We start from the raw sequence: 20,852 nt of genomic DNA on the forward strand, positions 1-20,852 counted from the left end.
TCAACGAGTGGGCGTTTTTCATTAGGCCCCCCAAGAAAACACCTACATACCTTTGCGTAACGGCCGCTGAACTTCCCCTTCCGGAGCCCGGAGCCCAAATGTAGACTCGCTTGCCAAGTGCGTTAACTATCTACCACCCCGCCTCCAGGCACGGGTTAAAGCACCCTGCATGACAACAAGGACGCTGTAGGCCAAGCACTGGCTTATTTGATTGAGAGGGCGATGCCGTGCGTGAGGATCTATTGCTTATACCGCTACCGGGGCTGGACCGGCTGATGGAGCTGCGCGACGCCCTGGTGGCGTTGAAAGGGCCGCTGGCCAACGAGCCTGCGCTACAGGAAGATCTGCAGAAACGCTGGTTCAACGAAGAAACCTATAGCCGTGTACTGGGTAAAACCAATACACCGATGACGCCCAAGGCCCCCGCTATCAGGTTCGACGAAGTGATTTGAATGCAGTATTTCTGCATTTAATCTTCATTAATATGCATTTGCGCCAATGGAGCAAGCTCGGCACACTGCGCAGGTTCCTCCCCCAAATGTTGGAACTTTCAAAAGGCTCTTCCGGGAAACCAGGCAGGCCTTTTTTTTCGCCCGCTGTTTACGGACCTCTTTTAATGCTCGCTCGCTGGTTACCCGCTGCAATCAATACCCGCCCTGCTGAATGGAGTCGTGCCGCTATTGGCATGGCCTTGGGCACGATGCTCAGTGTCTGGGTATGCGCCCAAGTATTTGGCATGGAAGTCGCCTTGCATCTGCTGGGCCCGCTGGGGGCTTCCGCGGTGCTGCTGTTTGCCGTGTCTTCCGGGGCGCTGGCACAGCCGTGGTCGATCATCGGCAGTTACTTGTGTGCCGGTGTCGTCGCGCTGCTAGTGGCCCGGGTACTGGGCCGCACCTTGGGCAGTGCTTGCCTCGCGGCAGGCATGACCGTTGTGCTGATTTGCTGGCTACGCTGCTTGCACCCGCCCGCCGGAGGGCTGGCAATGACGCTGGTATTGGCAGACCCGGCATCCATCGCCCTCGGCTGGCATGAACTGGCGCCGGTCATGCTCGGCGCAGGCGCGCTGTTGGCGTGTGCACTGGCCTACAACAATGCTACCCGCACGCGATACCCCAAGGGGCTCATCGAGTCTCCGGCGCTCATACCGAACACCCCATCACAGGCCGTAGACCCGATGATCACAGCCGAGGATCTGAAACTTGCCCTGGCCGAAATGGAGCAGTTCTATGACGTGGAACCCACCGAGCTTGAGCATCTGATTCATACGGCGCAGAGCCATGCGCGACGTCGCAGTATCGGTGAAGTCCTCGCCAATCGCGCCGCGTGACAGCCCCTGCATAAATGCAAAAACGACCTGCAGGATTCTGGGTTGTACTGGGCAAATTTGCACTGGTACGATCGCGAGATGGTTCGTCCGCGAACATCTTGATAAAGAACAATAAAAGCAGGGAGTTAGAGATGACTGCTCAGGTTTCATCCGAAGCAAGCAGCGCCGGTAGTCTTCAGGAAGAGGTATTGGCCGAGGTCCGCAACCACATCGGCCACCTCACCCTCAATCGCCCCGAAGGCTTGAACGCTATCACCCTGGACATGGTGCGGCGCCTGACCTCGCAATTACAGACCTGGGCCGATGACCCGCAGGTTCACGCCGTGGTACTACGCGGTGCCGGCGAGAAAGCCTTTTGCGCCGGGGGCGATATCCGTTCCTTGTATGACAGCTTCAAGAACGGCGACACCTTGCACCAAGACTTCTTCGTTGAGGAATACGCCCTCGACCTGGCTATCCACCACTACCGCAAACCCGTACTCGCCCTGATGGATGGCTTTGTCCTGGGCGGCGGGATGGGGCTGGTGCAAGGCGCGGATCTGCGCGTGGTCACCGAGCGCAGCCGCCTGGCAATGCCTGAGGTGGCCATCGGTTACTTCCCGGATGTAGGCGGTAGCTACTTCCTGCCACGCATTCCCGGCGAACTGGGGATTTACCTTGGCGTCACCGGGGTGCAGATTCGTGCGGCCGATGCACTGTATTGCGGCTTGGCCGACTGGTACCTCGACAGCGCCAAGCTTGCGGAGCTGGATCAGAAACTCGACCACCTGCAATGGCGCGACTCCCCACTCAAGGACCTGCAAGGCGTACTCGCCAGGCTCGCGGTGCAGCAATTGCCTGAGCCACCGCTGGCAGCCTTGCGCCCCGCCATCGACCATTTCTTCGCCTTGCCGGACGTGCCCAGCATCGTCGAGCAACTACGCGTCGTGACCGTTGCCGACAGCCATGAATGGGCGCTGACCACCGCCAACCTGATGCAAACCCGCTCGCCGCTGGCCATGGCTGTCACCCTGCAAATGCTGCGTCGTGGCCGACACCTGCCGCTGGAGCAGTGCTTTGCGCTGGAGCTGCACCTGGATCGACAATGGTTCGAACGTGGCGACCTGATCGAAGGGGTGCGCGCCCTGATCATCGACAAAGACAAGAGTCCTCGTTGGAACCCGCCGACACTCCAGGGCCTGGACGCCGGCCATGTCGATCGCTTTTTCCATCACTTCGTGCCGGTTGCGAGATAAGCCATGCAAGATCTTGAATACACAGAAGAACAAGTGATGATCCGCGACATGGCGCGCGATTTTGCCCGTGGTGAAATCGCCCCCTATGCCCAGGCTTGGGAGAAAGCCGGCTGGATCGACGACGCGCTGGTAGCGAAGATGGGCGAACTGGGCCTGCTCGGCATGGTGGTCCCGGAAGAATGGGGCGGCACCTATGTCGACTACGTCGCCTATGCCCTCGCAGTCGAGGAAATTTCCGCCGGCGATGGGGCTACAGGCGCACTGATGAGTATCCATAATTCAGTGGGTTGCGGGCCAATCCTCAACTTCGGCACACAAGAGCAGAAACAGACCTGGCTGCCTGCCCTTGCCAGCGGCCAAGCCATTGGTTGCTTCTGCCTGACCGAACCCCAAGCCGGTTCCGAAGCCCATAACCTGCGCACCCGTGCAGAACTGCGCGATGGTCAGTGGGTGATTACCGGCGCCAAGCAGTTTGTCAGCAATGGCAAGCGCGCTCGGTTGGCCATTGTGTTCGCGGTCACCGACCCGGAGTTGGGCAAGAAAGGTATTTCCGCGTTCCTGGTACCTACCGACACCCCGGGCTTCGTGGTCGACCGCACCGAACACAAGATGGGCATTCGTGCCTCGGACACCTGTGCCGTGACCCTCAACCAGTGCGCCGTGCCCGAGGCCAACCTGCTGGGTGAGCGTGGCAAGGGCCTGGCCATTGCCTTGTCCAACCTCGAAGGGGGTCGCATTGGGATTGCAGCCCAGGCCCTGGGTATCGCCCGTGCGGCGTTTGAAGCGGCGTTGGCCTATGCCCGGGATCGTGTGCAGTTCAACAAGGCGATCATCGAGCATCAGAGCGTGGCCAACCTGCTGGCAGACATGCAGACCCAACTCAATGCCGCACGCTTGCTGATACTACACGCCGCACGCCTGCGCAGTGCTGGCAAGCCGTGTCTCTCGGAAGCGTCACAAGCCAAGCTGTTTGCCTCGGAAATGGCCGAAAAGGTCTGTTCCTCGGCGATGCAGATACATGGTGGGTATGGCTATCTGGAGGATTACCCGGTGGAGCGTTACTACCGGGATGCGCGGATCACGCAGATTTACGAAGGCACCAGCGAGATTCAGCGGATGGTGATTGCGCGGGAACTGAAGAACTATCAACTCTAACTGACACCCTGATAACTAAATGTGGGAGGGGGCTTGCTCCCGATCGCAGTGTGTCAGTCTCAATATCTTTGACTGATCCACCGCTATCGGGAGCAAGCCCCCTCCCACATTTGATACTCAGTGTTCGTAAGGGCGGGTTACTTGTCCTTGAACTCCGGCGCGCGCTTGCCCACGAATGCGGCCATGCCTTCCTTCTGATCCTGCGTCGCGAACGCCGCATGGAACACCCGGCGCTCAAAGCGCACGCCTTCGGACAGGCTCACCTCAAACGCACGGTTCACACTTTCCTTGACCATCATGCTGATCGGCACCGATTTGCCGGCGATCAGCGTGGCTACTTTGAGCGCTTCTTCCAGCAGCTCATCGGCCGGTACGATACGCGCCACGATCCCGCAACGCTCTGCTTCCACAGCGTCGATAAAGCGCCCGGTCAGGCACATTTCCATGGCCTTGGCCTTGCCTACTGCACGGGTCAGGCGCTGGGTGCCGCCCATGCCCGGTAGTACGCCGAGGTTGATTTCCGGTTGGCCGAATTTGGCGCCGTCACCCGCGAGGATAAAGTCGCACATCAACGCCAGTTCGCAGCCACCGCCGAGAGCAAAGCCGTTGACCGCCGCAATGATCGGCTTGCGGCGGTTGGCCACACGGTCGCTGTCGCTGAACAGGTCGTCCAGGTAGATCTGCGGGTAGGTCAGTTCGGCCATTTCCTTGATGTCGGCGCCGGCGGCGAAGGCTTTTTTCGAGCCAGTCAACACGATGCAGCCGATTTTCGGGTCGGCTTCCAGGCCGTCCAGCGCCTGGTTCAGTTCGCTGACCAGTTGCGCATTCAAGGCATTCAGGGCTTGGGGGCGGTTGAGGGTAATCAGCCCAACGCGGTCCTGGACTTCAAGCAAGATGGTTTCGTAACTCATGTATCGGCTCCTTAAAGATTGCGTGAGATGACCATGCGCTGGATATCGCTGGTGCCTTCGTAGATTTGGCAGACCCGCACATCGCGGTAGATCCGTTCCAAGGGGAAGTCGCTCAGGTAACCGTAACCGCCCAAGGTTTGCAAGGCAGCCGAGCAGACTTTCTCGGCCATTTCCGAGGCAAACAGCTTGGCCATGGAAGCTTCCACCAGCGCCTGTTTGCCGCTGTCACGCAAGGCGGCGGCGTAGTGCACCATCTGCCGGGCCACCGCGATTTGCGTGGCCATGTCGGCCAGGCGGAACGCCACGGCCTGGTGTTCAATCAGTGCCTTGCCGAAGCTTTCGCGCTCGCGCGCATAGTCGCGGGCCGCTTCAAACGCCGCACGGGCCATGCCCACTGATTGCGAGGCGATGCCGACGCGGCCACCTTCGAGGTTGGCCAGGGCGATCTTGTAGCCCTCACCCTCCTCGCCCAAGCGATTGCCCACCGGCACCTTCACGTCTTCGAACAGGATCTGGCAGGTGTCGGAGGCATGCTGCCCGAGTTTGTCCTCGACCCGTGCCACCGTGTAGCCCGGCGAGTCGGTCGGTACGATGAATGCGCTGATCCCGCGCTTGCCGGCGGACGGGTCGGTGACCGCAAACACAATCACGATACCGGCGTTCTGCCCAGAAGTGATGAACTGTTTGCAGCCGTTCAACACATAGTGATCGCCCTTAAGGCGTGCGCGGGTTTTCAGGCTGCTGGCGTCGGAACCGGCCTGAGGCTCGGTCAATGCGAAGGCGCCCAGCATGGCGCCACTGGCGAGGGGCTTGAGGAATTGCTCTTTCTGCTGGTCGTTGCCGAACTTGAGGATTGGCACGCAACCCACCGAGTTATGCACGCTCATGATGGTCGAGCACGCACCATCACCCGCGGCAATTTCTTCCAGGGCCATGGCGTAAGCCAGGTAGCCGGTGTCGCAACCGCCCCACTGTTCCGGCACCAGCATGCCAAAAAAGCCCAGCCCGGCCATTTCGCCGATGGCTTCCTTGGGAAAGCGGTGCTCGCGGTCCCACTCAGCGGCGAAGGGTTTCAAGCGCTCCTGGGCGAATTGCCGAGCCGCGTCGCTGATTTGCTGTTGTTCTTCATTGGGCAGCATAAGACGTCCTTAATCCAGGCATTCGACGGCCATGGCTGTGGCTTCACCGCCGCCGATACAGATGGCGGCAACACCACGTTTGAGACCGTTCTGGCGCAGGGCCGAGAGCAAGGTCACTAGAATCCGTGCGCCGGATGCGCCGATCGGGTGGCCCAGGGCGCAGGCACCGCCGTGGATATTGACTTTGCCGTGGGGGATTTCCAGCTTGTTCATGGTGACCAGGCTGACCACCGCAAAGGCTTCATTGATCTCGAACAGGTCGACATCAGCCAGGTTCCAACCGGTCTTGCTCATCAGCTTGCGAATAGCCCCTACCGGCGCCACGGGAAACAGTCCCGGCTCATCGGCAAACGCCGCATGCCCGCGAATCACCGCCAGCGGCTTGAGGCCGCGCTTCTGTGCTTCGGACTGACGCATCAGCAACAACGCCGCTGCCCCGTCGGAAATCGAGCTGGAGTTGGCCGCCGTGACCGTGCCGCCGTCGCGAAAGGCCGGTTTCAGGCTGGCGATCTTGTCCAGTTTGGCTTTTGGCGGTTGCTCATCGTGCAGGATGGTTTTCTGTTCTTTGCCCACGGTGACCTGTACCGGGACGATCTCGGCGGCGAAGCGGCCACGGGTGATCGCTTCCTGGGCGCGGGTCAGGGAAGCGATGGCGAAGGCATCCTGGGCTTCCCGGGTAAACCCGTTGTGCTCGGCACAGTCTTCGGCAAAGGTGCCCATCAAGCGGCCCTTGTCGTAGGCATCTTCCAGGCCGTCGAGGAACATGTGGTCAAGTACCTTGCCGTGGCCCATGCGGTAGCCACTACGGGCGCGGTCCAGCAGGTAAGGCGCGTTGGACATGCTTTCCATGCCACCGGCAATCACTACCTCGACGCTGCCGGCCACCAGTGCGTCGTGGGCCAGGATGGTCGCTTCCATGCCCGAACCGCACATTTTGTTAAGAGTGGTGCAACGGGTGGCTTTGTCCAGGCCGGCCCCCAGTGCCGCCTGACGCGCAGGTGCCTGGCCCAAACCCGCCGGCAGTACACAACCAAACAGCACTTCATCCACGGCATCGGTGGCAATACCGGCGCGCTCGACGGCAGCGCGGATCGCGGCGGCGCCCAGTTGTGGAGCGGTCAGCCCTTTGAGGTCGCCCTGGAAGCCCCCCATGGGGGTGCGCACGGCGCTGACAATTACGATCGGATCAGTCATGGCAATACTCCTTACTTGGCAGCCATGCGCAGGGCGCCGTCGAGACGGATCACCTCGCCATTGAGCATGCTGTTTTCAATGATGTGTCGCACCAGGGCCGCATATTCGGCCGGTTTGCCCAGGCGCGGCGGGAATGGCACACCTGCGGCCAGGGAATCACGCACTTCCGGAGTCATGCCAGCCATCATCGGCGTTTCGAAAATACCCGGAGCAATGGTCATGACCCGAATGCCAAAGCGTGCCAGCTCGCGTGCGGCGGGCAAGGTCAGGCTGGCGATGGCACCTTTTGAGGCAGAATACGCGGCTTGGCCGATCTGCCCGTCAAAGGCGGCCACGGAAGCTGTGTTGATGATCACACCGCGCTCACCGTCGGCATTCGCCTCGGTTTCAGCGATGGCCGCAGCGGCCAGGCGCAACAAGTTGAAACTGCCGATCAGGTTGACGTTGATCACTTGGGCAAAACTGGCCAGCCCGTGGGGGCCGTTCTTGCCGAGGATCTTCTCGCCGCGCACCACGCCCGCGCAGTTCACCAGCCCATGCAACCCGCCAAACGCAGCGACCGTGGCTTGCACGGCAGCTTCGGCTGCGGCTTCCTGGCTGATATCCGCCACCGCGCAACGGGCGTTGGCCCCCAGCTGTTGGGCCTTGGCGGCGACGGCGTCGGCGTTCAGGTCCACCAGCATCACCTTCGCACCGGCCGCGACCAGCATTTCAGCGGTGGCCGCCCCAAGCCCCGAGGCACCGCCGCTGACCAGGAATACCTTGTTTTCAATCTGCATCATTGCTTCCTTAAAAGTGGCTCAAGCGACCTTGGAAATAGTTACTCCAGAGCTGCACAGCAGCAATGGTCAAACCCATCAACCTGACTGACTGGTTTGGCCAATGATTGATCCCGTTGATCAGCCAGTCAGCCCAAGTGATTGGACGCCTGCGTGGTCGGCTTCTAATCTGGGGGCCTGCGCCACCGAAGAAGTCTCCTTGCGATGATCGTGCGTCCCAAACCCAACCTGCTAGGTATCCTGTTTTCCCTCAAAGGCTCGATTGCGCGACGCATTGCCCTGCGCAGCCTCATGGTGACCCTGCTGGCGTCGGTGATCGTGCTGGTGGAAACCCTGCACCCCGCCTACTTCTCCAAGGTCAATGCCACGCCCTTCACATTGCTGGGCCTGTCACTGTCGATCTTCATGAGTTTTCGCAACAACGCTTGCTACGACCGTTGGTGGGAAGGCCGCAAACAGCTGGGGCAAATGATCATCGATGTACGCTCGCTGATTCGCGAAACCCAGGTGCTGGGTCACAGCCCTGAACGCGCCAGCTTGTTGCGCGGTTTGTGTGGATTTGCCTATGGGTTGATCGCGCGTTTGCGCCATGAAGATGAAGCCCGGGCGATACAGCCATGGATGGCGGTGGACGCCAACCACCCCAACCCGCCTGACAGCGTGCTGCAAACCCTCGGTGCGCGCTTTTCCGAGCTGGCAGAGCGTGGGGTGATCAGCGACTGGCGCTACACCCAACTGGAGACACGCCTGGTGGGCTTGAGCCAGGTCCAGGCCTCCTGCGAGCGGATCAAGCACACGCCACTGCCCTTCCCCTATACGTTGCTGTTGCACCGCACGATCTATCTGTTCTGCATTTTGCTGCCGTTCGCCATGGCCGAACCGTTGGGTTGGCTCACGCCGGTGTTCACCGCCATTGTCAGCTACACGTTCTTTGGTCTCGACGCTATCGGTGACGACCTCGAGGATCCGTTCGGCTTCGACGAGAACGATCTGCCGTGCAACGCGATCGTGCGCACCCTGGAGCGCGAGATCCTTGCCGCGCTGGGCGAAACCGACTTACCACCGGCCCTGGAGCCGATGGACTATGTGCTGAGCTGATGCGGGTTTGACACTCGCCGTGGTCTGACCGAAGCTGATGGCTTTGTAATAGCTGCTTAAGCTTTCGGACGCCTGCATGTCAAAGTCACGCCGTTACGCCATCGTCGGTCTGTGCGCCCTGTTATTGATTGTGTTGATCACCTGGTTGTTCTTGCGCCCTTCCCCAGCGGTAGTGCCGCCGGCCATCGCCCATGGCTATGCCAAGGCGCTGCGGCAGGCGCATAACGGCGAGCCGGGCGCGGCGCGAGTGTTGTATCAACAATTGGGCCGGCCGGACCTATCGCCCGAACGCCGTGCGGCCCTGCACGCTGAGCTGCCCAACTACCCCAGCCCCCAAGCGCTGAAACTCGCCGACAAGGACTTGGCTAGTGAGTCGCCATTGGTGCGAGAGGCGGCGATTCATAGCATCGTCGGTCTGGTGCCCACTGGGCAGCGTACGTTGCTACTGGGCCCGATACTCGAAGATCCCGAGCAAAGCGTGCGCTTTGCTGCCGCGAATGCTTTGCTCGGTCTGTCACCGGACACCCTGGGCCTTTACTTCGGCCCGCTGCAGCAAGTGCTCGACGAATTCGTGAAATATCTCAAGGCCCAGCCCGAGACGGCTGAAGGCTGGATTCAGCTAGCACGCCTGTACATCCACAGCGCGTTGTTGCCCGACGCGCAAAATGCCTTGGAACAGGCCATGCGACTGCAACCGGACAACTTGGAAGCGGTGGTGGCGCAAATCGAGCTGCTGGACAAACAAGGCAAGACCGAAGAGTCCCGCCAATTGCTGGCGCGGCAGTTGGCCGAGCATCCGGAGTCAGCGTACCTGCAACATGCCCTGGGCATGTGGCTGTTGCACCACGGTGAGCGCCCGTATGCCCTGCTCGGCTTGTCCAAGGCGGTAGAGCTGGAGCCGGACAATCAGGATTACCGCTACGACCTGGCCACCACCCTGCATGCCCAAGAGGAATTGGAAGCCGCCCAACGCCAGTTGGAAGACATCATTCAACGCCACCCGGCCAACCGTAAGGCGCGGGTGTTGCTGGTCAATTACTGGAAAGAAAGCGGCCAATTGCAAAACGTCCAGGTGTTGCTTGCACAACTTGAACAGCAGAATCCGGACGATCCTGCATTACAGCAAGGTCTCTAGACCAAGCCGTTCACCTTTGATCTGCTGACAGTGAAAGCGTGGGAGATGATCGGCAATCAAGTGCGAGATATCCCGAAACAGCTGGACGCAGAGCGATTGGAATCGTCAGCGGGCTTATGAATACAAAGGGTCAAGTATTCATAACATCCCGATGAGTAACCCTATGACGGCGATACCGCTTATCCAGCCTTCTTCTTCCCGCAGCCTGATGACTCCTCAGCTACAACCACGCACCAACGCACAACAGGCTCCTGAAGAACGGAGTGCCGGGCCCGAAATAGTCACTGGAAGCCCTCGTAGCCAAGGCGACCTGGAGCTTTCAAAACAGTACGGGCTGGCCTTGGCCAAAACACTGAACGGCTATGAAGGAAACATCAGTGTCTCACCCATCGCGGCCCATTCGGTATTCGGTGAGTGGTGGGCGCAACTCAGGCGCGCCTTCCAAGCCCCGGATATCACTCAATGGATGAATGATCACGGTGTTGACCCTGATTCGGTAGAAATCAATCCCGGCTCGGGCAAGATCATGTTCTGCCTTAAACACGCACTCGACCCGCGCAGGATAAAACGGACGGTGGGCCAGGATGATGCTCAGTGGGCCGCCGCCAGCCGTCATTTGATGGCGGCCGGGCGGATCATTGCAGCGGGCTCGTTTTTCTCGACGTTCAAGCCGGCTCAGGCAAAAACCAGGGACATTGCGCCCTTGAGGCTGATCAGCCATTTTTACAGGGTTCACAATAGTGGTCGCCAACCGACCACCCAGGAACTCACAGCAGCGTTCGCTGCGGGAAAAGGCTTCGAAACCATCAATGATCCGGCGTTCACCTCTTTACGCGAGCAGCGCAACGAAGAAGCGTTGCTTGACCAAAAGGCCATGCTGGGCGACGTGCATAGCCGCCATGCGGTTGTTGAAACGCTCAATACGCTGATCAACGGGCTGAAATCGGGCACTACCGATATCCCGACGTACCTGGCGGATTATCATGTATCGGTTCATCGTGACAGTCATTCCGAGTACGCCGGCACGACCCCCAGCCTCAAACAACTCTTCGACAGCAATGGCTGGGATATCCCCGCCGATCAGGCTGAGTTGGAGAACCTTGTAAAGGCTTTGGCAACCCCACGTCCCGCTAGCCTTGAGCACGGTAACTACGGTGGCGCGCTGGCGTGGTCCATGCCGGTTGAAAACACCACGCAAATTCAACTGATGGCCGACCTGCGCAACGGCGCTTTTGATGGCATCGACACCCGCGCGTTTTCGAATGTGCTCGAGTATCTGTTGCACAATCAGTTCATTGAACCTTCCGCGCTGAAAAATCCGCGTGAGTTGTTCAACACACTGATCAACACACCAAAGGGCCAGGCACTGGGCAAAGCGATTCAGGCTCGGTTTGATGCCAGGTCCGTAAAAGGCAGCGTGAATGATTGGCTGCTGGCGGTCATGAGTGTCGACCCGCAACACACGCAGCTGGGCCAAAAACGCCAGGTGGCGGGTTTTCTCCTCACGGATGCCAGAAATGGAGGCCAAACAGCCGCGGATATTGTTTTGAGTCTGACTGATCATCTGCTCGACACCCGCAGGTCATCCTCTTTCGAAAAAGCCCAACTCCAAGCACACCTGCTGTTGTCATCCCAGGCGCCGGAGTTGTTGGTCCAGGCCATTCCTGATGCGGTGAAGTTCGGCACCCACAGTTGGGTCAGCTTTGCCACGGCCGTCGCACGGGTCGAGGCAGATGCGCCAGGCGCTACGGCACGCATGACCTATGCCCAAGTCATGCTCGCGGCGGATATTGCACCCATCACCGCTGAACAGCGCGAGGTCGAATACCGGGCCCAGCAAGTCGCGCTCAAAGACTGGGCAGTAGTCAACGGGATGGGCTATCCACTGATCGAGGCGGCGATGCTGGATGTGCGCAACGCATTTGATCAAACCATCCAAGAGTTGCGTGCAGCTTCCGCCGCTCAATCCATGGAAATGCCAATTGTCGAGGTAAAGGGACTGCAGGAGCTGAAGAATGCCTTTCCGGACATGGACCCCGCTCTCTTTAAGAAAAAATGCATTCAGTTAAAGCACCAGCACCTGGATTTCCCCGGGCCTTACTCGATCCTTGATCTGTACATGCACAACGGCGCACGCGGGACGCCGGGTTTTTATGACGGGATCACAAGGGACACCGCCGACAGCGCAAACCAGTGGGTGTCGACTTCAACCGATGTCGACTTCGACAAAATCAAATCCAAGCTGATAGAGCTGCCACACCTGGGGGAGTATTTCCGGGTTGCTTTTCCCCTCTACACAGAAGCGTACAACAAGAGCATCGCCACCCAAGTCAAACAACTGGTTTCAACGCAGAGCCTGGAGCATCGGAAAAATTTCGAGTTTGGCAAAATCACTCTGGCCAAACAGGTTATCAATGAGTACGACGTCTACAGCAGGACCAAAACAAGCAGCACTGTCGTCTCTGAAGGTCATAGCTTGCTGGTGAAAACCGAGCTCGAAGGAAAAACCAACATCTATGAGATCGATATCAAGCAGAACAAGATCCTGCATCGCGATGACCTGAGTGACTTTAATAAGAGTGCCCTAAGAGAGCCACGCATCGAATACCGAGAGATTGTGCCCACTGGGACATATTCCGCCGGTATCAGTGGTGAAGGCAAAGACGCATCGGGTGTCCCCAAAAGTTTCAGCAGTGAACGAACAGCCTACATTGCCGACGCGATGATAAAAGAAGTCAATATCGACGGGAACAAACTGGCCGCCAAAGGACAGACCACATTCGATACCGAAGTGCCCTTTTACAAGATCGCTGTTGAATTCATGTTGAACCTGATTCCCCTGAGGTCCGCGATCAAAAACTTCAGCGAAGGCAACTATGGTGAAGGAATCGTGGACCTGACAATGGATGCCTTCGGCTTCCTGATGGGCTTGCACGTAGCAGCCAAAGGCGCCAAGGCACTCCAGGTGGGCGCGTCTATAGCAAGCAAAGTGGCCTTTGGGGGAAAGATTGTCGGACGCGCCGCGATCAGCTCGCTCAACCCTCTGGACGGAATCGGTCAGTTGCTCACGACAGTGACCAAGGCCGGCGCCAAAGGCTCGGTCAATACCTACCGCTGGCTACGTGGCAGTCTCGACAGTTATGACTTGGTAAAAGCCAGCAAGCGCTTTGATGTCAGTGCCTTGGGAACCTTCAAACTGCAGGGCACTCTGGTCGAAGGTCCGGCGGTGCTGACCCAGGGTAAATGGCATGCCTTCGATGCGGCCAGCGGGCAAGCTTATGGCAAGGCGCTGGATGACTTTGTGCCTTCTGCACGATTGGAAACCACCCAGCTCGCTAATTGGTCGACGGGGAAGGATGTCAGCAAGGTAGACAATTCGGGCATTGCCAAGAAATGGAAAGAGGCCGCAAATCAGTGGCGGAATGACGGTTTACAATCTTGGCGATGGTAAACACAAAGGCTTGCAGGATTTCATCAATGGGTTTGATGGGAAGGAAGGTTGGCAATTCGCCTATACGCCAGCGAGTACGCTCAGCACCAATGTCAAGAGTCTAAACCCTTGATCGTCTGAAATTTGCGGCGCCACAACCAACGGGCGCCGCACGTTCAGGCCAACAACCGCTGAATATGCTCTTGCAGCGTATCCAGATCAAACGGCTTCGCCAGAATCGGTGCATTGCGCGTAATCGGGCTATTGCACTCGATAATTTCCTGCGGGTAGCCGCTGATAAAGATCACCTTCAACTCAGGGCGCAACTTGATCGCCGGCTCAGCAATCTGTACCCCGGAAATCCCGCCCGGCAGGCGGTAGTCGGTGACCATCAGGTCCAGGTGCGGCTTGCTCGCCAGGATCTCGAAGGCCTGCTCCCCATCGACCGCCTTCAAGACCCGGTAACCCAGGCCGGCCAGGTACTCGCCCAGCACGAACATAATCGATTCGTCGTCTTCGACGATCAGTACAACATCTTGTGCATCTTCACTCATGGGAAACCTTTGTCCGGTCATTCGCTGCTGTTACGACCATGGGGTCACGCAGAGGTTGCGTCCAGGTGACGATTGATTTCATGACGATGCCTCAAGTGGCAGGCATACCCGGAACAAGGCGCCCTCACCTATCCGACTTTCCACCTCGATGGTGCCACCATGGGCCGCGACGATCTGTTCGGAAATAAACAGCCCCAGGCCCAGCCCTGCCGCCACATGGCTGGCCGAGACGCGCTCGAATTGCTGGAAAATACGCTTCTGGTTGTCTTCGCTGATACCGATGCCATGGTCACGCACTTCGACGCGCGCTTCGCCATGTTCGGTGTACACACGCACCTCTACCGGGCTTTTCGCGCCGTAGCGCAAGGCATTGGTCAGCAAGTTGGTGATCACTTGTTCAATGCGAAACTCATCCCAATTGCCTTCGACGGGTCCTTCAGCCACCAGTTGCATGGACGAGTCGGCGGCGGTCACCTGTGGCGCGAAGTTGGCCACAAGGTTGCTCACCAGTTGGGTCAAGTCGAACCGCGCCGGGCGTATCGACAGCTTGCCGGTACGGATTCGCGACACGTCGAGCATGTCCTCTATCAGCCGGATCAGGCTTTGGATTTGCCGCTCATCGCGGTCGACCATGGCGTGCATCTTCTCCAGGGTAAACGCCGCGGCGTTATCCCGAGCCAGGTGCATCTTGCGCAGTTGGGTTTCCAGGATCAGCCCATTGAGGGGAGTACGCACCTCGTGGGCGACGATCGACATGAAGTCATCACGCATGCGCACGGCCTGCTCCAACTGCGCCTGGGTAGCCTGCAGGCGCGTCAGCAGCAGTTCCTGTTCGCGCCGACTGCGCTCCAAGGCTTCGACTTGCAGCTTCACGGCTTTGCCCTGTCGATACAGGTCAACGAATACATTGACCTTGCTCTTGACCGCATGGATATCCAGCGGCTTGTGCAGGAAATCCACAGCGCCGCTTTCATAGCCTTTGAAGGCATAGTTGAGCTCCCGGCCGGCGGCACTGACGAACACAATCGGGATGTTCTTGGTCTTTTCCGTGCCGCGCATCAGTTCGGCCAACTCGAAACCGTTCATGCCGGGCATCTGCACGTCGAGAATCGCCATGGCGAATTCGTGTTCCAGTAACAAGGACAAGGCTTCGTCGGCGCTCAGTGCCTTGAAGACCTGGCGATCCTCACGCTTGATCAGCGCTTCGAGAGCCAGCAGGTTTTCCGGCAGATCGTCGACGATCAGCAGTTTGGCCTGGACAGTACTTAACATGGGGAATTTTCCAGGGAGGCCAACAATGAACCTATGCGGCTCAAGGTAAGAATATAGTCAGGTGTGTGCAGTGCCAGGGCCGCCAGGGGCATCACGGCAATCCGTGCTTCCTTGGGATCTTGTACCACGGTGGTGCCGCCCGATTGTTTGACGTAGGCCAGGCCTCGTGCGCCGTCCTGATTGGCACCGGTCAACAGAATCGCCAGCAGCCTGTTGCCATACGCGTCGGCGGCCGAGGAAAACAGGTAATCGATGGCGGGTCGCGAGTGAAAAACGCGATCTTCCTGGCTCAGGGACAAGCTGCGGTCTTGCTCTACCGAGAGGTGATAGCCAGGCCCTGCGAAGTACAAGGTGCCCACTTCGATCACTTCTTTATCCTGCGCCTCGCGTACCGGGATACGCAGGCGTCGCGCGAACACCTCGGCCAATTGGCTACGGCGCTCATCTGGAAGGTGCAGTACTGCAATGATCGGCAGGCCGAAGCCCTCGGGCAGTTCGCTGAAAATACTCAGCAATGCCTCGACACCGCCGGCGGAAGCGCCGACGACGATGGCTTCAATCCCGCCAGTCGGGTTGGCAGCAGCGTCGTTCATGATTTTCGGTAGATCCGCTCTTGCTTGACCAAGGGCTCGAATTGTTTGCTGTAGGCGGAAAAATCCAGGGTTTCCTTACTGCCCAGCACCAGAAAGCCGCGATGACACAGCGATTCATGAAACAATCCAAATGCTCGGTCTTGGAGTTTTTTATTGAAATAAATCAATACATTACGACATGAAATCAATTGAGTTTCTGAAAATACACTGTCGGTCGCCAGGCTGTGATCGGCAAAGGTCACGTTCTCGCGCAGCGTCTTGTCGAAGATCGCGTAATCGTATGCCGCGGTGTAGTAGTCGGCAAATGAACGTTGGCCACCGGCTTGCTGGTAATTCGCCGTATAAGCCCGCACGTTCTCCAGAGAGAAGATGCCCTGCTTGGCTTTATCCAATGAGGCCGGGTTGATGTCGGTGGCATAAATGATGGTGCGCTCCAGCAACCCTTCTTCACGCAGCAGGATCGCCATGGAGTACACCTCCTCCCCCGTGCTGCAACCAGCGATCCAGATCTTGATCGACGGGTAGGTCTTGAGCAGCGGTACCACTTCCTGGCGGATCGCCAGGAAGTGCGATGGGTCGCGAAACATCTCGCTCACGGGGATCGTCAAGAATTGCAGCAACTGCATGAACGCCGTGGGGTCGTGCAGCACCCGTTCCTGCAACGCCGAAATGGTCGCGCAGTCGAACTGGCGCAAGGCATGGGCCACGCGACGCTTGACCGATGCGCCGGAGTAATCGCGAAAGTCGTAGCTGTACTTGAGGTAAATCGCCTCGATCAGCAGGCGCAGCTCAATATCGCTGCTTTTTTCCAAAAAACTTTGCTCCACTTAAATGCGTTCCATCTTGGGTAGCCATACGCGAATCAGTGAGAACAGGCGATCCAGGTCAATCGGCTTGGCCAGGTAATCGTTGGAGCCGGCTGCAAGGCAGCGCTCCTGGTCATCCTTCATCGCCTTGGCCGTTACCGCAATGATTGGCAACTTCTTCCAACGGGGGTCCTGGCGGATCAAGGCAGTCGCCTCGTAACCGTCCATCTCCGGCATCATCACGTCCATCAGCACCAGGTCGACATCTCCGACTTCATTGAGTTTATCGATGGCTTCACGGCCGTTTCGCCCGATCACCACCACCGCACCTTTGTGCTCCAGGGCGCTGGTCAGCGCGAAGATGTTGCGCACGTCGTCGTCCACCAACAGGATCTTGCGTCCTTCGAAGACCTTGTCGCGGCTGCGGGCGGTCTTGAGCATCTTCTGGCGGTCGTGGGACAGCTGGGATTCGACTTTGTGCAGAAAGAGCGTGACTTCGTCCAGTAAACGCTCTGGCGAGCGGGCGCCCTTGATGATGATCGAGCGCGAATACTTGCGCAGTTCGGCCTCTTCATCACGGGTCAGATTGCGCCCGGTGTAGACGATTACCGGCGGGAACGAACAGATGTCCTCGGTGGCCATGCGCTTGAGCAGCTCGTTACCGAGCATGTCCGGCAGTTTCAGGTCGATGATCATGCAGTCGTAGATGTTGGTGCGCAGCAGGTCCAGGGCTGCCTGGGCATAACCGACGTCGGTGATTTCGATGTCATCGTCGCCGATCAGGCGGGCAATACTGTCGCGTTGCAGGTCATCGTCCTCCACCAGCAGCACACGTTTGACCTTCTGGGTGAGCTTGGCTTCCAGGCGTGCGAAAACATCCTTGAGTTCTTCACGAGTCGTAGGCTTGACGGCATAACCGATGGCGCCCATATGCATGGCGGCCTCGACGCGGTCTTCCACGGAAATCACATGCACCGGGATGTGGCGGGTGCTGGCGTGCTCCTTGAGGCGTTGCAGCACCGTCAGCCCGGAGTGATCCGGCAGGCGCATGTCCAGCAGGATCGCGTCCGGGACGTATTCCTCCGCCAGGCTGTAGCCTTCGTCCGCGCCATGGGCCACCAGGCAGTTGTAGCCTAGCTCGTGGGCCAGATCGAACAGGATACGGGCGAAGTTCGGTTCATCTTCGACCACCAGAATGCAGCGCGTGGTAAAGGGCGCCTTGTCGCGGTCGTCGGCGAAGCGCGGAATCTGGCTGGCATCGGCCACCGGCAGAGGGGAAATCTGGACTGGCGGCGACGCGGGAGGCGCCACCGCTTGGCGCGGCGGCTCAATGGGTGAGGCGCCTTCTGCGCGCTCTACGTACTGCTCCGGCAACACCAGCGTGAAAACGCTGCCTTTGCCCGGTTCGCTGGTCACGCTGATATAGCCGCCGAGCAAGGTGGCCAGGTCGCGGGAAATCGACAAGCCCAGGCCGGTACCGCCGTAACGACGGTTGGTGGTGCCATCGGCCTGGCGGAAGGCTTCGAAGATACTTTCCTGCTGGTCCGGGGCAATACCGATGCCGGAGTCACGCACGGTGAAGGCAATGCCCTCCCCCGGCGCGCGCGCCACCGACAGGCTGACTTCGCCCTGCTCGGTAAACTTCACCGCATTGGATAACAGGTTCTTGAGGATCTGCTCCAGGCGCTGACGGTCGGTGAACAACAGGGTCGGTGCATCATCCTGCACCTCCACCTGGAAACCCAGCTTACGATCAGCCGCCAGCGGCTCGAACAGACTGCGCAGGCCATCCACCAGGCGTACGACGCTGGAGTTCTCTGGACGCACCTCCAGTTTGCCGGCTTCAACCTTGGAAATATCCAGGATGTCGTTAATGAGATTGAGCAAGTCATTGCCCGCCGAATAGATCGATTCGGCAAACTTGACCTGTTCGGCGCTGAGGTTTTCCTGGGCATTCTCGGCCAGCAACTTGGCCAGGATCAGCGAACTGTTCAACGGCGTGCGCAGTTCATGGGACATGTTGGCGAGGAACTCGGACTTGTATCTGCTGGAGCGCAACAACTCGTCTGCGCGGTCTTCCAGTTCCAGTTGTGCCTGGTTGAGCTCGATGTTCTTGCGGTCCATGGCGTCGCGCTGGTCGGCCAGCGTCTGGGTCTGTTCGGCCAACTGCTCGTTGGTCTGCTCAAGCTCGGCCTGTTGGGTTTCCAGGTGCGCCTGGGACTCCTTGAGAATACGCGATTGTTCTTCCAGCTCTTCGTTGGCGGTCTTGAGCTCTTCCTGCTGCACTTGCAGTTCTTCATTGAGCTGCTGGGTTTCGGCCAGCACCTCCTGCAAACGCTGGCGATAGCGGGCGGCTTCGATGGAGGTGCCGATGTTGCCGGCGATCAGCTCCAGCAACTCGACGTCACGCTCTTCCAGCGGGCGCAGGAACCCCAGCTCGATCACGCCATTGACGCGGTCGTCATCGCTGGTCGGCATCACCAGCACGCTACGGGTGGGCCCTTCGCCGAGGCCGGAGCTGACCTTGAAGTAGTCCACCGGCACATCATCCAGGCGAATCAGGCGATCCAACTGGGCGGCCTGGCCCACGATGCCTTCGTCGCTGTAGATCGACTGTTCCTGCTGTTCCTGTTCACGGGAGAAGCCATAAGTGGCCACGCGCTTGAGGCCGCCGTGTTCTTCGCGCACATACAGTGCGGCGACCGCAGAGCCCATGTATTGGGCAAAGAACTGCAGGATATTACGCCCGAGCATGCTCAAGGTCAGTTGACCCAGTACTTGTTCAGCCAACCCAGTCTGGCCATTGCGCAGCCAGGCTTGTTGTTCCAGGCGGCGCGCGATTTTCTGTTGCGACGCGAGGTTTGCGTTGTAACTCTCTGATAGAGAAATAAGATTCTTGCGCCCGATATAGGCCAGGAAACCGCTCAGTCCCAGCACAAAAGCCAAGTACAAGGTGACGCTGATCACGGTTGAACGGGTGACGTCTTCATTGCGGGCGATACGGAACTGTTGCTCCATCGCCACCGCGTCATCGTATTCTCTGCGAATCTCATCGGTCAGGCGTTTGCCCCGGCCCGCCTTCACCGCGCCGCGGTAGTCACCGTTGGCACGCTGCATCTCAATCATCGACTGGGCGTATTGGTTCCATTCAATCTGCAACGCTTCCAGGCGTTTGAGGCGGTCCACTTGCTGGGGGTTATCCGCCACCAGCGCCTGGAGGTTGCGCAGGTCGGCGATGATACGTGGCTTGGCCACCTCATAAGGATCAAGAAAATGCTCGTCGCCGCTGATCAGAAAGCCGCGCATGCCGGTTTCCAGGTCAACCGTGAGTTTGGACGTTTCGTTGAGGTTGTTGATGACCCGATCGGTGTGCTCCACCCATTGAATCACCGACAATAAATAGGTGATCAGGCACACAAAGAACACCGCGCTGAGCACACCCACGCCCAAGGGCAACGCGACGTTTCGGCTCAGGAGGTTACGGAAGCTCTTTTCATCGACGGACGACGCAGGAGTCATGGGCATGCCTTGGCCAAGTGCGGAAAAACCGGAAGTTTGCCCCAAAGTTGACCAGGAACGCCATTTTTCTACCGAACGACAACAAAAAGGGTCCGTATTTGCACGGCAAACCATGAAGCACAGGGGCATACTACTCGCCTAAGGTCACAATACTGCTAAGTTTTCGGAACTTGCTGACATTGTTACGACTCATTAGGTGAGTTGCCCTCAGCCCTATCCAGCCTCTGCGCTACCACTTTCAGGAATGTTCATTATGCCGGCCCCTGCCTCCACTATCCTCGTCGTCGAAGACGACGCCATCGTGCGCATGTTGATCGTCGATGTGCTGGAAGAGTTGGAGTTCCGGGTACTGGAGGCTGCCGACGCCGCCGAGGCGTTGGCAGTGGTCAAGGACGACAAGCAGATCATCGACCTGATGATGACCGATGTCGGCCTGCCCGATATGGACGGCAAGGAACTGGCGACCCAAGTGCGTCAATTGCGCGCTGTCCTGCCGATCTTGTTTGCAAGCGGTTATGCCGAAAACATCGATGTGCCCGACGGGATGAAAGTGATCGGCAAGCCGTTCTCGATCGATCAGTTGCGTGACAAAGTCAAATCGATGCTACCCGACGTATAACCCCAAAAAACGCGATGCCCCCGCACAACACTACTCATTCATCTGGTTAGCTAGCGTCTCTGGTTTTTGCTGCTAGCTTCCAGATG

Annotated in this window: 17 protein-coding genes; 8 read left to right on the top strand and 9 right to left on the bottom strand. The window is 58.7% G+C overall.

Annotation, left to right across the window (positions count from 1 at the left end):
- The first annotated feature begins 227 nt into the window (after positions 1–227).
- From AC07V4_RS24400 to AC07V4_RS24415, 4 genes are all read left to right on the top strand, one after another.
- A complete protein-coding gene (locus AC07V4_RS24400; RefSeq protein WP_492638482.1) occupies positions 228–452 on the top strand; it encodes a type VI secretion system contractile sheath small subunit in 225 nt (74 codons plus the stop codon).
- 164 nt (positions 453–616) lie between these two features.
- Positions 617–1,327, top strand: a complete 711-nt coding sequence (locus AC07V4_RS24405) for an HPP family protein (RefSeq protein WP_492638481.1) — start codon at positions 617–619, stop codon at positions 1,325–1,327.
- 131 nt (positions 1,328–1,458) lie between these two features.
- Positions 1,459–2,562, top strand: coding sequence for an enoyl-CoA hydratase/isomerase family protein (locus AC07V4_RS24410; RefSeq protein WP_492638480.1), 1,104 nt, complete (start codon positions 1,459–1,461; stop codon positions 2,560–2,562).
- Between the two features lie 3 nt (positions 2,563–2,565).
- Positions 2,566–3,717, top strand: a complete 1,152-nt coding sequence (locus AC07V4_RS24415; protein ID WP_492638479.1) for an acyl-CoA dehydrogenase family protein — start codon at positions 2,566–2,568, stop codon at positions 3,715–3,717.
- A 137-nt stretch (positions 3,718–3,854) separates the two neighbouring features.
- On the opposite strand, the gene AC07V4_RS24420 is transcribed toward AC07V4_RS24415, so the two are convergent.
- Genes AC07V4_RS24420 through AC07V4_RS24435 form a run of 4 tightly spaced genes read right to left on the bottom strand, consistent with a single transcriptional unit; the run spans position 3,855 to position 7,740 of the window.
- Entirely contained in the window at positions 3,855–4,628 is a 774-nt protein-coding gene (locus AC07V4_RS24420; RefSeq protein ID WP_492638478.1) for an enoyl-CoA hydratase, read from the bottom strand.
- An 11-nt stretch (positions 4,629–4,639) separates the two neighbouring features.
- Complete coding sequence (locus AC07V4_RS24425) at positions 4,640–5,767, bottom strand: acyl-CoA dehydrogenase (RefSeq protein WP_492638477.1); 1,128 nt, start codon at positions 5,765–5,767, stop codon at positions 4,640–4,642.
- Positions 5,768–5,776: 9 nt separating this feature from the next.
- Complete coding sequence (locus tag AC07V4_RS24430) at positions 5,777–6,961, bottom strand: acetyl-CoA C-acyltransferase (protein ID WP_492638476.1); 1,185 nt, start codon at positions 6,959–6,961, stop codon at positions 5,777–5,779.
- A gap of 11 nt (positions 6,962–6,972) precedes the next feature.
- The gene (locus AC07V4_RS24435; protein ID WP_492638475.1) at positions 6,973–7,740 is read right to left on the bottom strand and encodes an SDR family NAD(P)-dependent oxidoreductase; all 768 of its coding nucleotides are present in this window, start codon (positions 7,738–7,740) and stop codon (positions 6,973–6,975) included.
- 204 nt (positions 7,741–7,944) lie between these two features.
- On the opposite strand from AC07V4_RS24435, the gene AC07V4_RS24440 reads away from it, so the two are divergent.
- The 3 genes from AC07V4_RS24440 to AC07V4_RS24450 all read left to right on the top strand — a co-directional run bounded on the left by AC07V4_RS24440 (position 7,945) and on the right by AC07V4_RS24450 (position 13,424).
- Positions 7,945–8,838: a bestrophin family protein gene (locus AC07V4_RS24440; protein ID WP_492638474.1), complete on the top strand. Its 894-nt coding sequence runs from the start codon at positions 7,945–7,947 to the stop codon at positions 8,836–8,838.
- A 76-nt stretch (positions 8,839–8,914) separates the two neighbouring features.
- Positions 8,915–9,973, top strand: coding sequence for a tetratricopeptide repeat protein (locus AC07V4_RS24445; RefSeq protein WP_431753298.1), 1,059 nt, complete (start codon positions 8,915–8,917; stop codon positions 9,971–9,973).
- A gap of 163 nt (positions 9,974–10,136) precedes the next feature.
- Positions 10,137–13,424, top strand: a complete 3,288-nt coding sequence (locus AC07V4_RS24450; RefSeq protein WP_492638473.1) for a hypothetical protein — start codon at positions 10,137–10,139, stop codon at positions 13,422–13,424.
- Between the two features lie 155 nt (positions 13,425–13,579).
- On the opposite strand, the gene AC07V4_RS24455 is transcribed toward AC07V4_RS24450, so the two are convergent.
- The 5 genes from AC07V4_RS24455 to AC07V4_RS24475 all read right to left on the bottom strand — a co-directional run bounded on the left by AC07V4_RS24455 (position 13,580) and on the right by AC07V4_RS24475 (position 20,147).
- Positions 13,580–13,957 (bottom strand): response regulator, encoded by a 378-nt coding sequence (locus tag AC07V4_RS24455; protein WP_492638472.1) that lies wholly within the window; start codon positions 13,955–13,957, stop codon positions 13,580–13,582.
- Positions 13,958–14,035: 78 nt separating this feature from the next.
- The gene (locus tag AC07V4_RS24460) at positions 14,036–15,229 is read right to left on the bottom strand and encodes a hybrid sensor histidine kinase/response regulator (protein WP_492638471.1); all 1,194 of its coding nucleotides are present in this window, start codon (positions 15,227–15,229) and stop codon (positions 14,036–14,038) included.
- The gene (locus AC07V4_RS24465; RefSeq protein WP_492638470.1) at positions 15,223–15,822 is read right to left on the bottom strand and encodes a chemotaxis protein CheB; all 600 of its coding nucleotides are present in this window, start codon (positions 15,820–15,822) and stop codon (positions 15,223–15,225) included. Before AC07V4_RS24465 ends, AC07V4_RS24460 begins: the two co-directional genes overlap by 7 nt.
- Positions 15,819–16,649, bottom strand: a complete 831-nt coding sequence (locus tag AC07V4_RS24470; RefSeq protein WP_492638469.1) for a CheR family methyltransferase — start codon at positions 16,647–16,649, stop codon at positions 15,819–15,821. Before AC07V4_RS24470 ends, AC07V4_RS24465 begins: the two co-directional genes overlap by 4 nt.
- A complete protein-coding gene (locus AC07V4_RS24475) occupies positions 16,650–20,147 on the bottom strand; it encodes a response regulator (RefSeq protein WP_492638468.1) in 3,498 nt (1,165 codons plus the stop codon).
- A 253-nt stretch (positions 20,148–20,400) separates the two neighbouring features.
- On the opposite strand from AC07V4_RS24475, the gene AC07V4_RS24480 reads away from it, so the two are divergent.
- Positions 20,401–20,766: a response regulator gene (locus AC07V4_RS24480; protein WP_492638467.1), complete on the top strand. Its 366-nt coding sequence runs from the start codon at positions 20,401–20,403 to the stop codon at positions 20,764–20,766.
- Positions 20,767–20,852: the final 86 nt, after the last annotated feature.

It is taken from the genome of Pseudomonas sp. GW821-FHT03A09 (assembly GCF_059421065.1).

Bases quoted from the DNA above. Each gene is read 5' to 3' on its own strand.
- AC07V4_RS24410 (WP_492638480.1), top strand. From the start codon at position 1,459: ATGACTGCTCAGGTTTCATCCGAAGCAAGCAGCGCCGGTAGTCTTCAG.
- AC07V4_RS24475 (WP_492638468.1), bottom strand. From the start codon at position 20,147: ATGACTCCTGCGTCGTCCGTCGATGAAAAGAGCTTCCGTAACCTCCTG.
- AC07V4_RS24425 (WP_492638477.1), bottom strand. From the start codon at position 5,767: ATGCTGCCCAATGAAGAACAACAGCAAATCAGCGACGCGGCTCGGCAA.
- AC07V4_RS24460 (WP_492638471.1), bottom strand. From the start codon at position 15,229: ATGTTAAGTACTGTCCAGGCCAAACTGCTGATCGTCGACGATCTGCCG.
- AC07V4_RS24465 (WP_492638470.1), bottom strand. From the start codon at position 15,822: ATGAACGACGCTGCTGCCAACCCGACTGGCGGGATTGAAGCCATCGTC.
- AC07V4_RS24415 (WP_492638479.1), top strand. From the start codon at position 2,566: ATGCAAGATCTTGAATACACAGAAGAACAAGTGATGATCCGCGACATG.
- AC07V4_RS24420 (WP_492638478.1), bottom strand. From the start codon at position 4,628: ATGAGTTACGAAACCATCTTGCTTGAAGTCCAGGACCGCGTTGGGCTG.
- AC07V4_RS24405 (WP_492638481.1), top strand. From the start codon at position 617: ATGCTCGCTCGCTGGTTACCCGCTGCAATCAATACCCGCCCTGCTGAA.
- AC07V4_RS24480 (WP_492638467.1), top strand. From the start codon at position 20,401: ATGCCGGCCCCTGCCTCCACTATCCTCGTCGTCGAAGACGACGCCATC.
- AC07V4_RS24435 (WP_492638475.1), bottom strand. From the start codon at position 7,740: ATGCAGATTGAAAACAAGGTATTCCTGGTCAGCGGCGGTGCCTCGGGG.
- AC07V4_RS24445 (WP_431753298.1), top strand. From the start codon at position 8,915: ATGTCAAAGTCACGCCGTTACGCCATCGTCGGTCTGTGCGCCCTGTTA.
- AC07V4_RS24430 (WP_492638476.1), bottom strand. From the start codon at position 6,961: ATGACTGATCCGATCGTAATTGTCAGCGCCGTGCGCACCCCCATGGGG.
- AC07V4_RS24450 (WP_492638473.1), top strand. From the start codon at position 10,137: ATGACGGCGATACCGCTTATCCAGCCTTCTTCTTCCCGCAGCCTGATG.
- AC07V4_RS24455 (WP_492638472.1), bottom strand. From the start codon at position 13,957: ATGAGTGAAGATGCACAAGATGTTGTACTGATCGTCGAAGACGACGAA.
- AC07V4_RS24440 (WP_492638474.1), top strand. From the start codon at position 7,945: ATGATCGTGCGTCCCAAACCCAACCTGCTAGGTATCCTGTTTTCCCTC.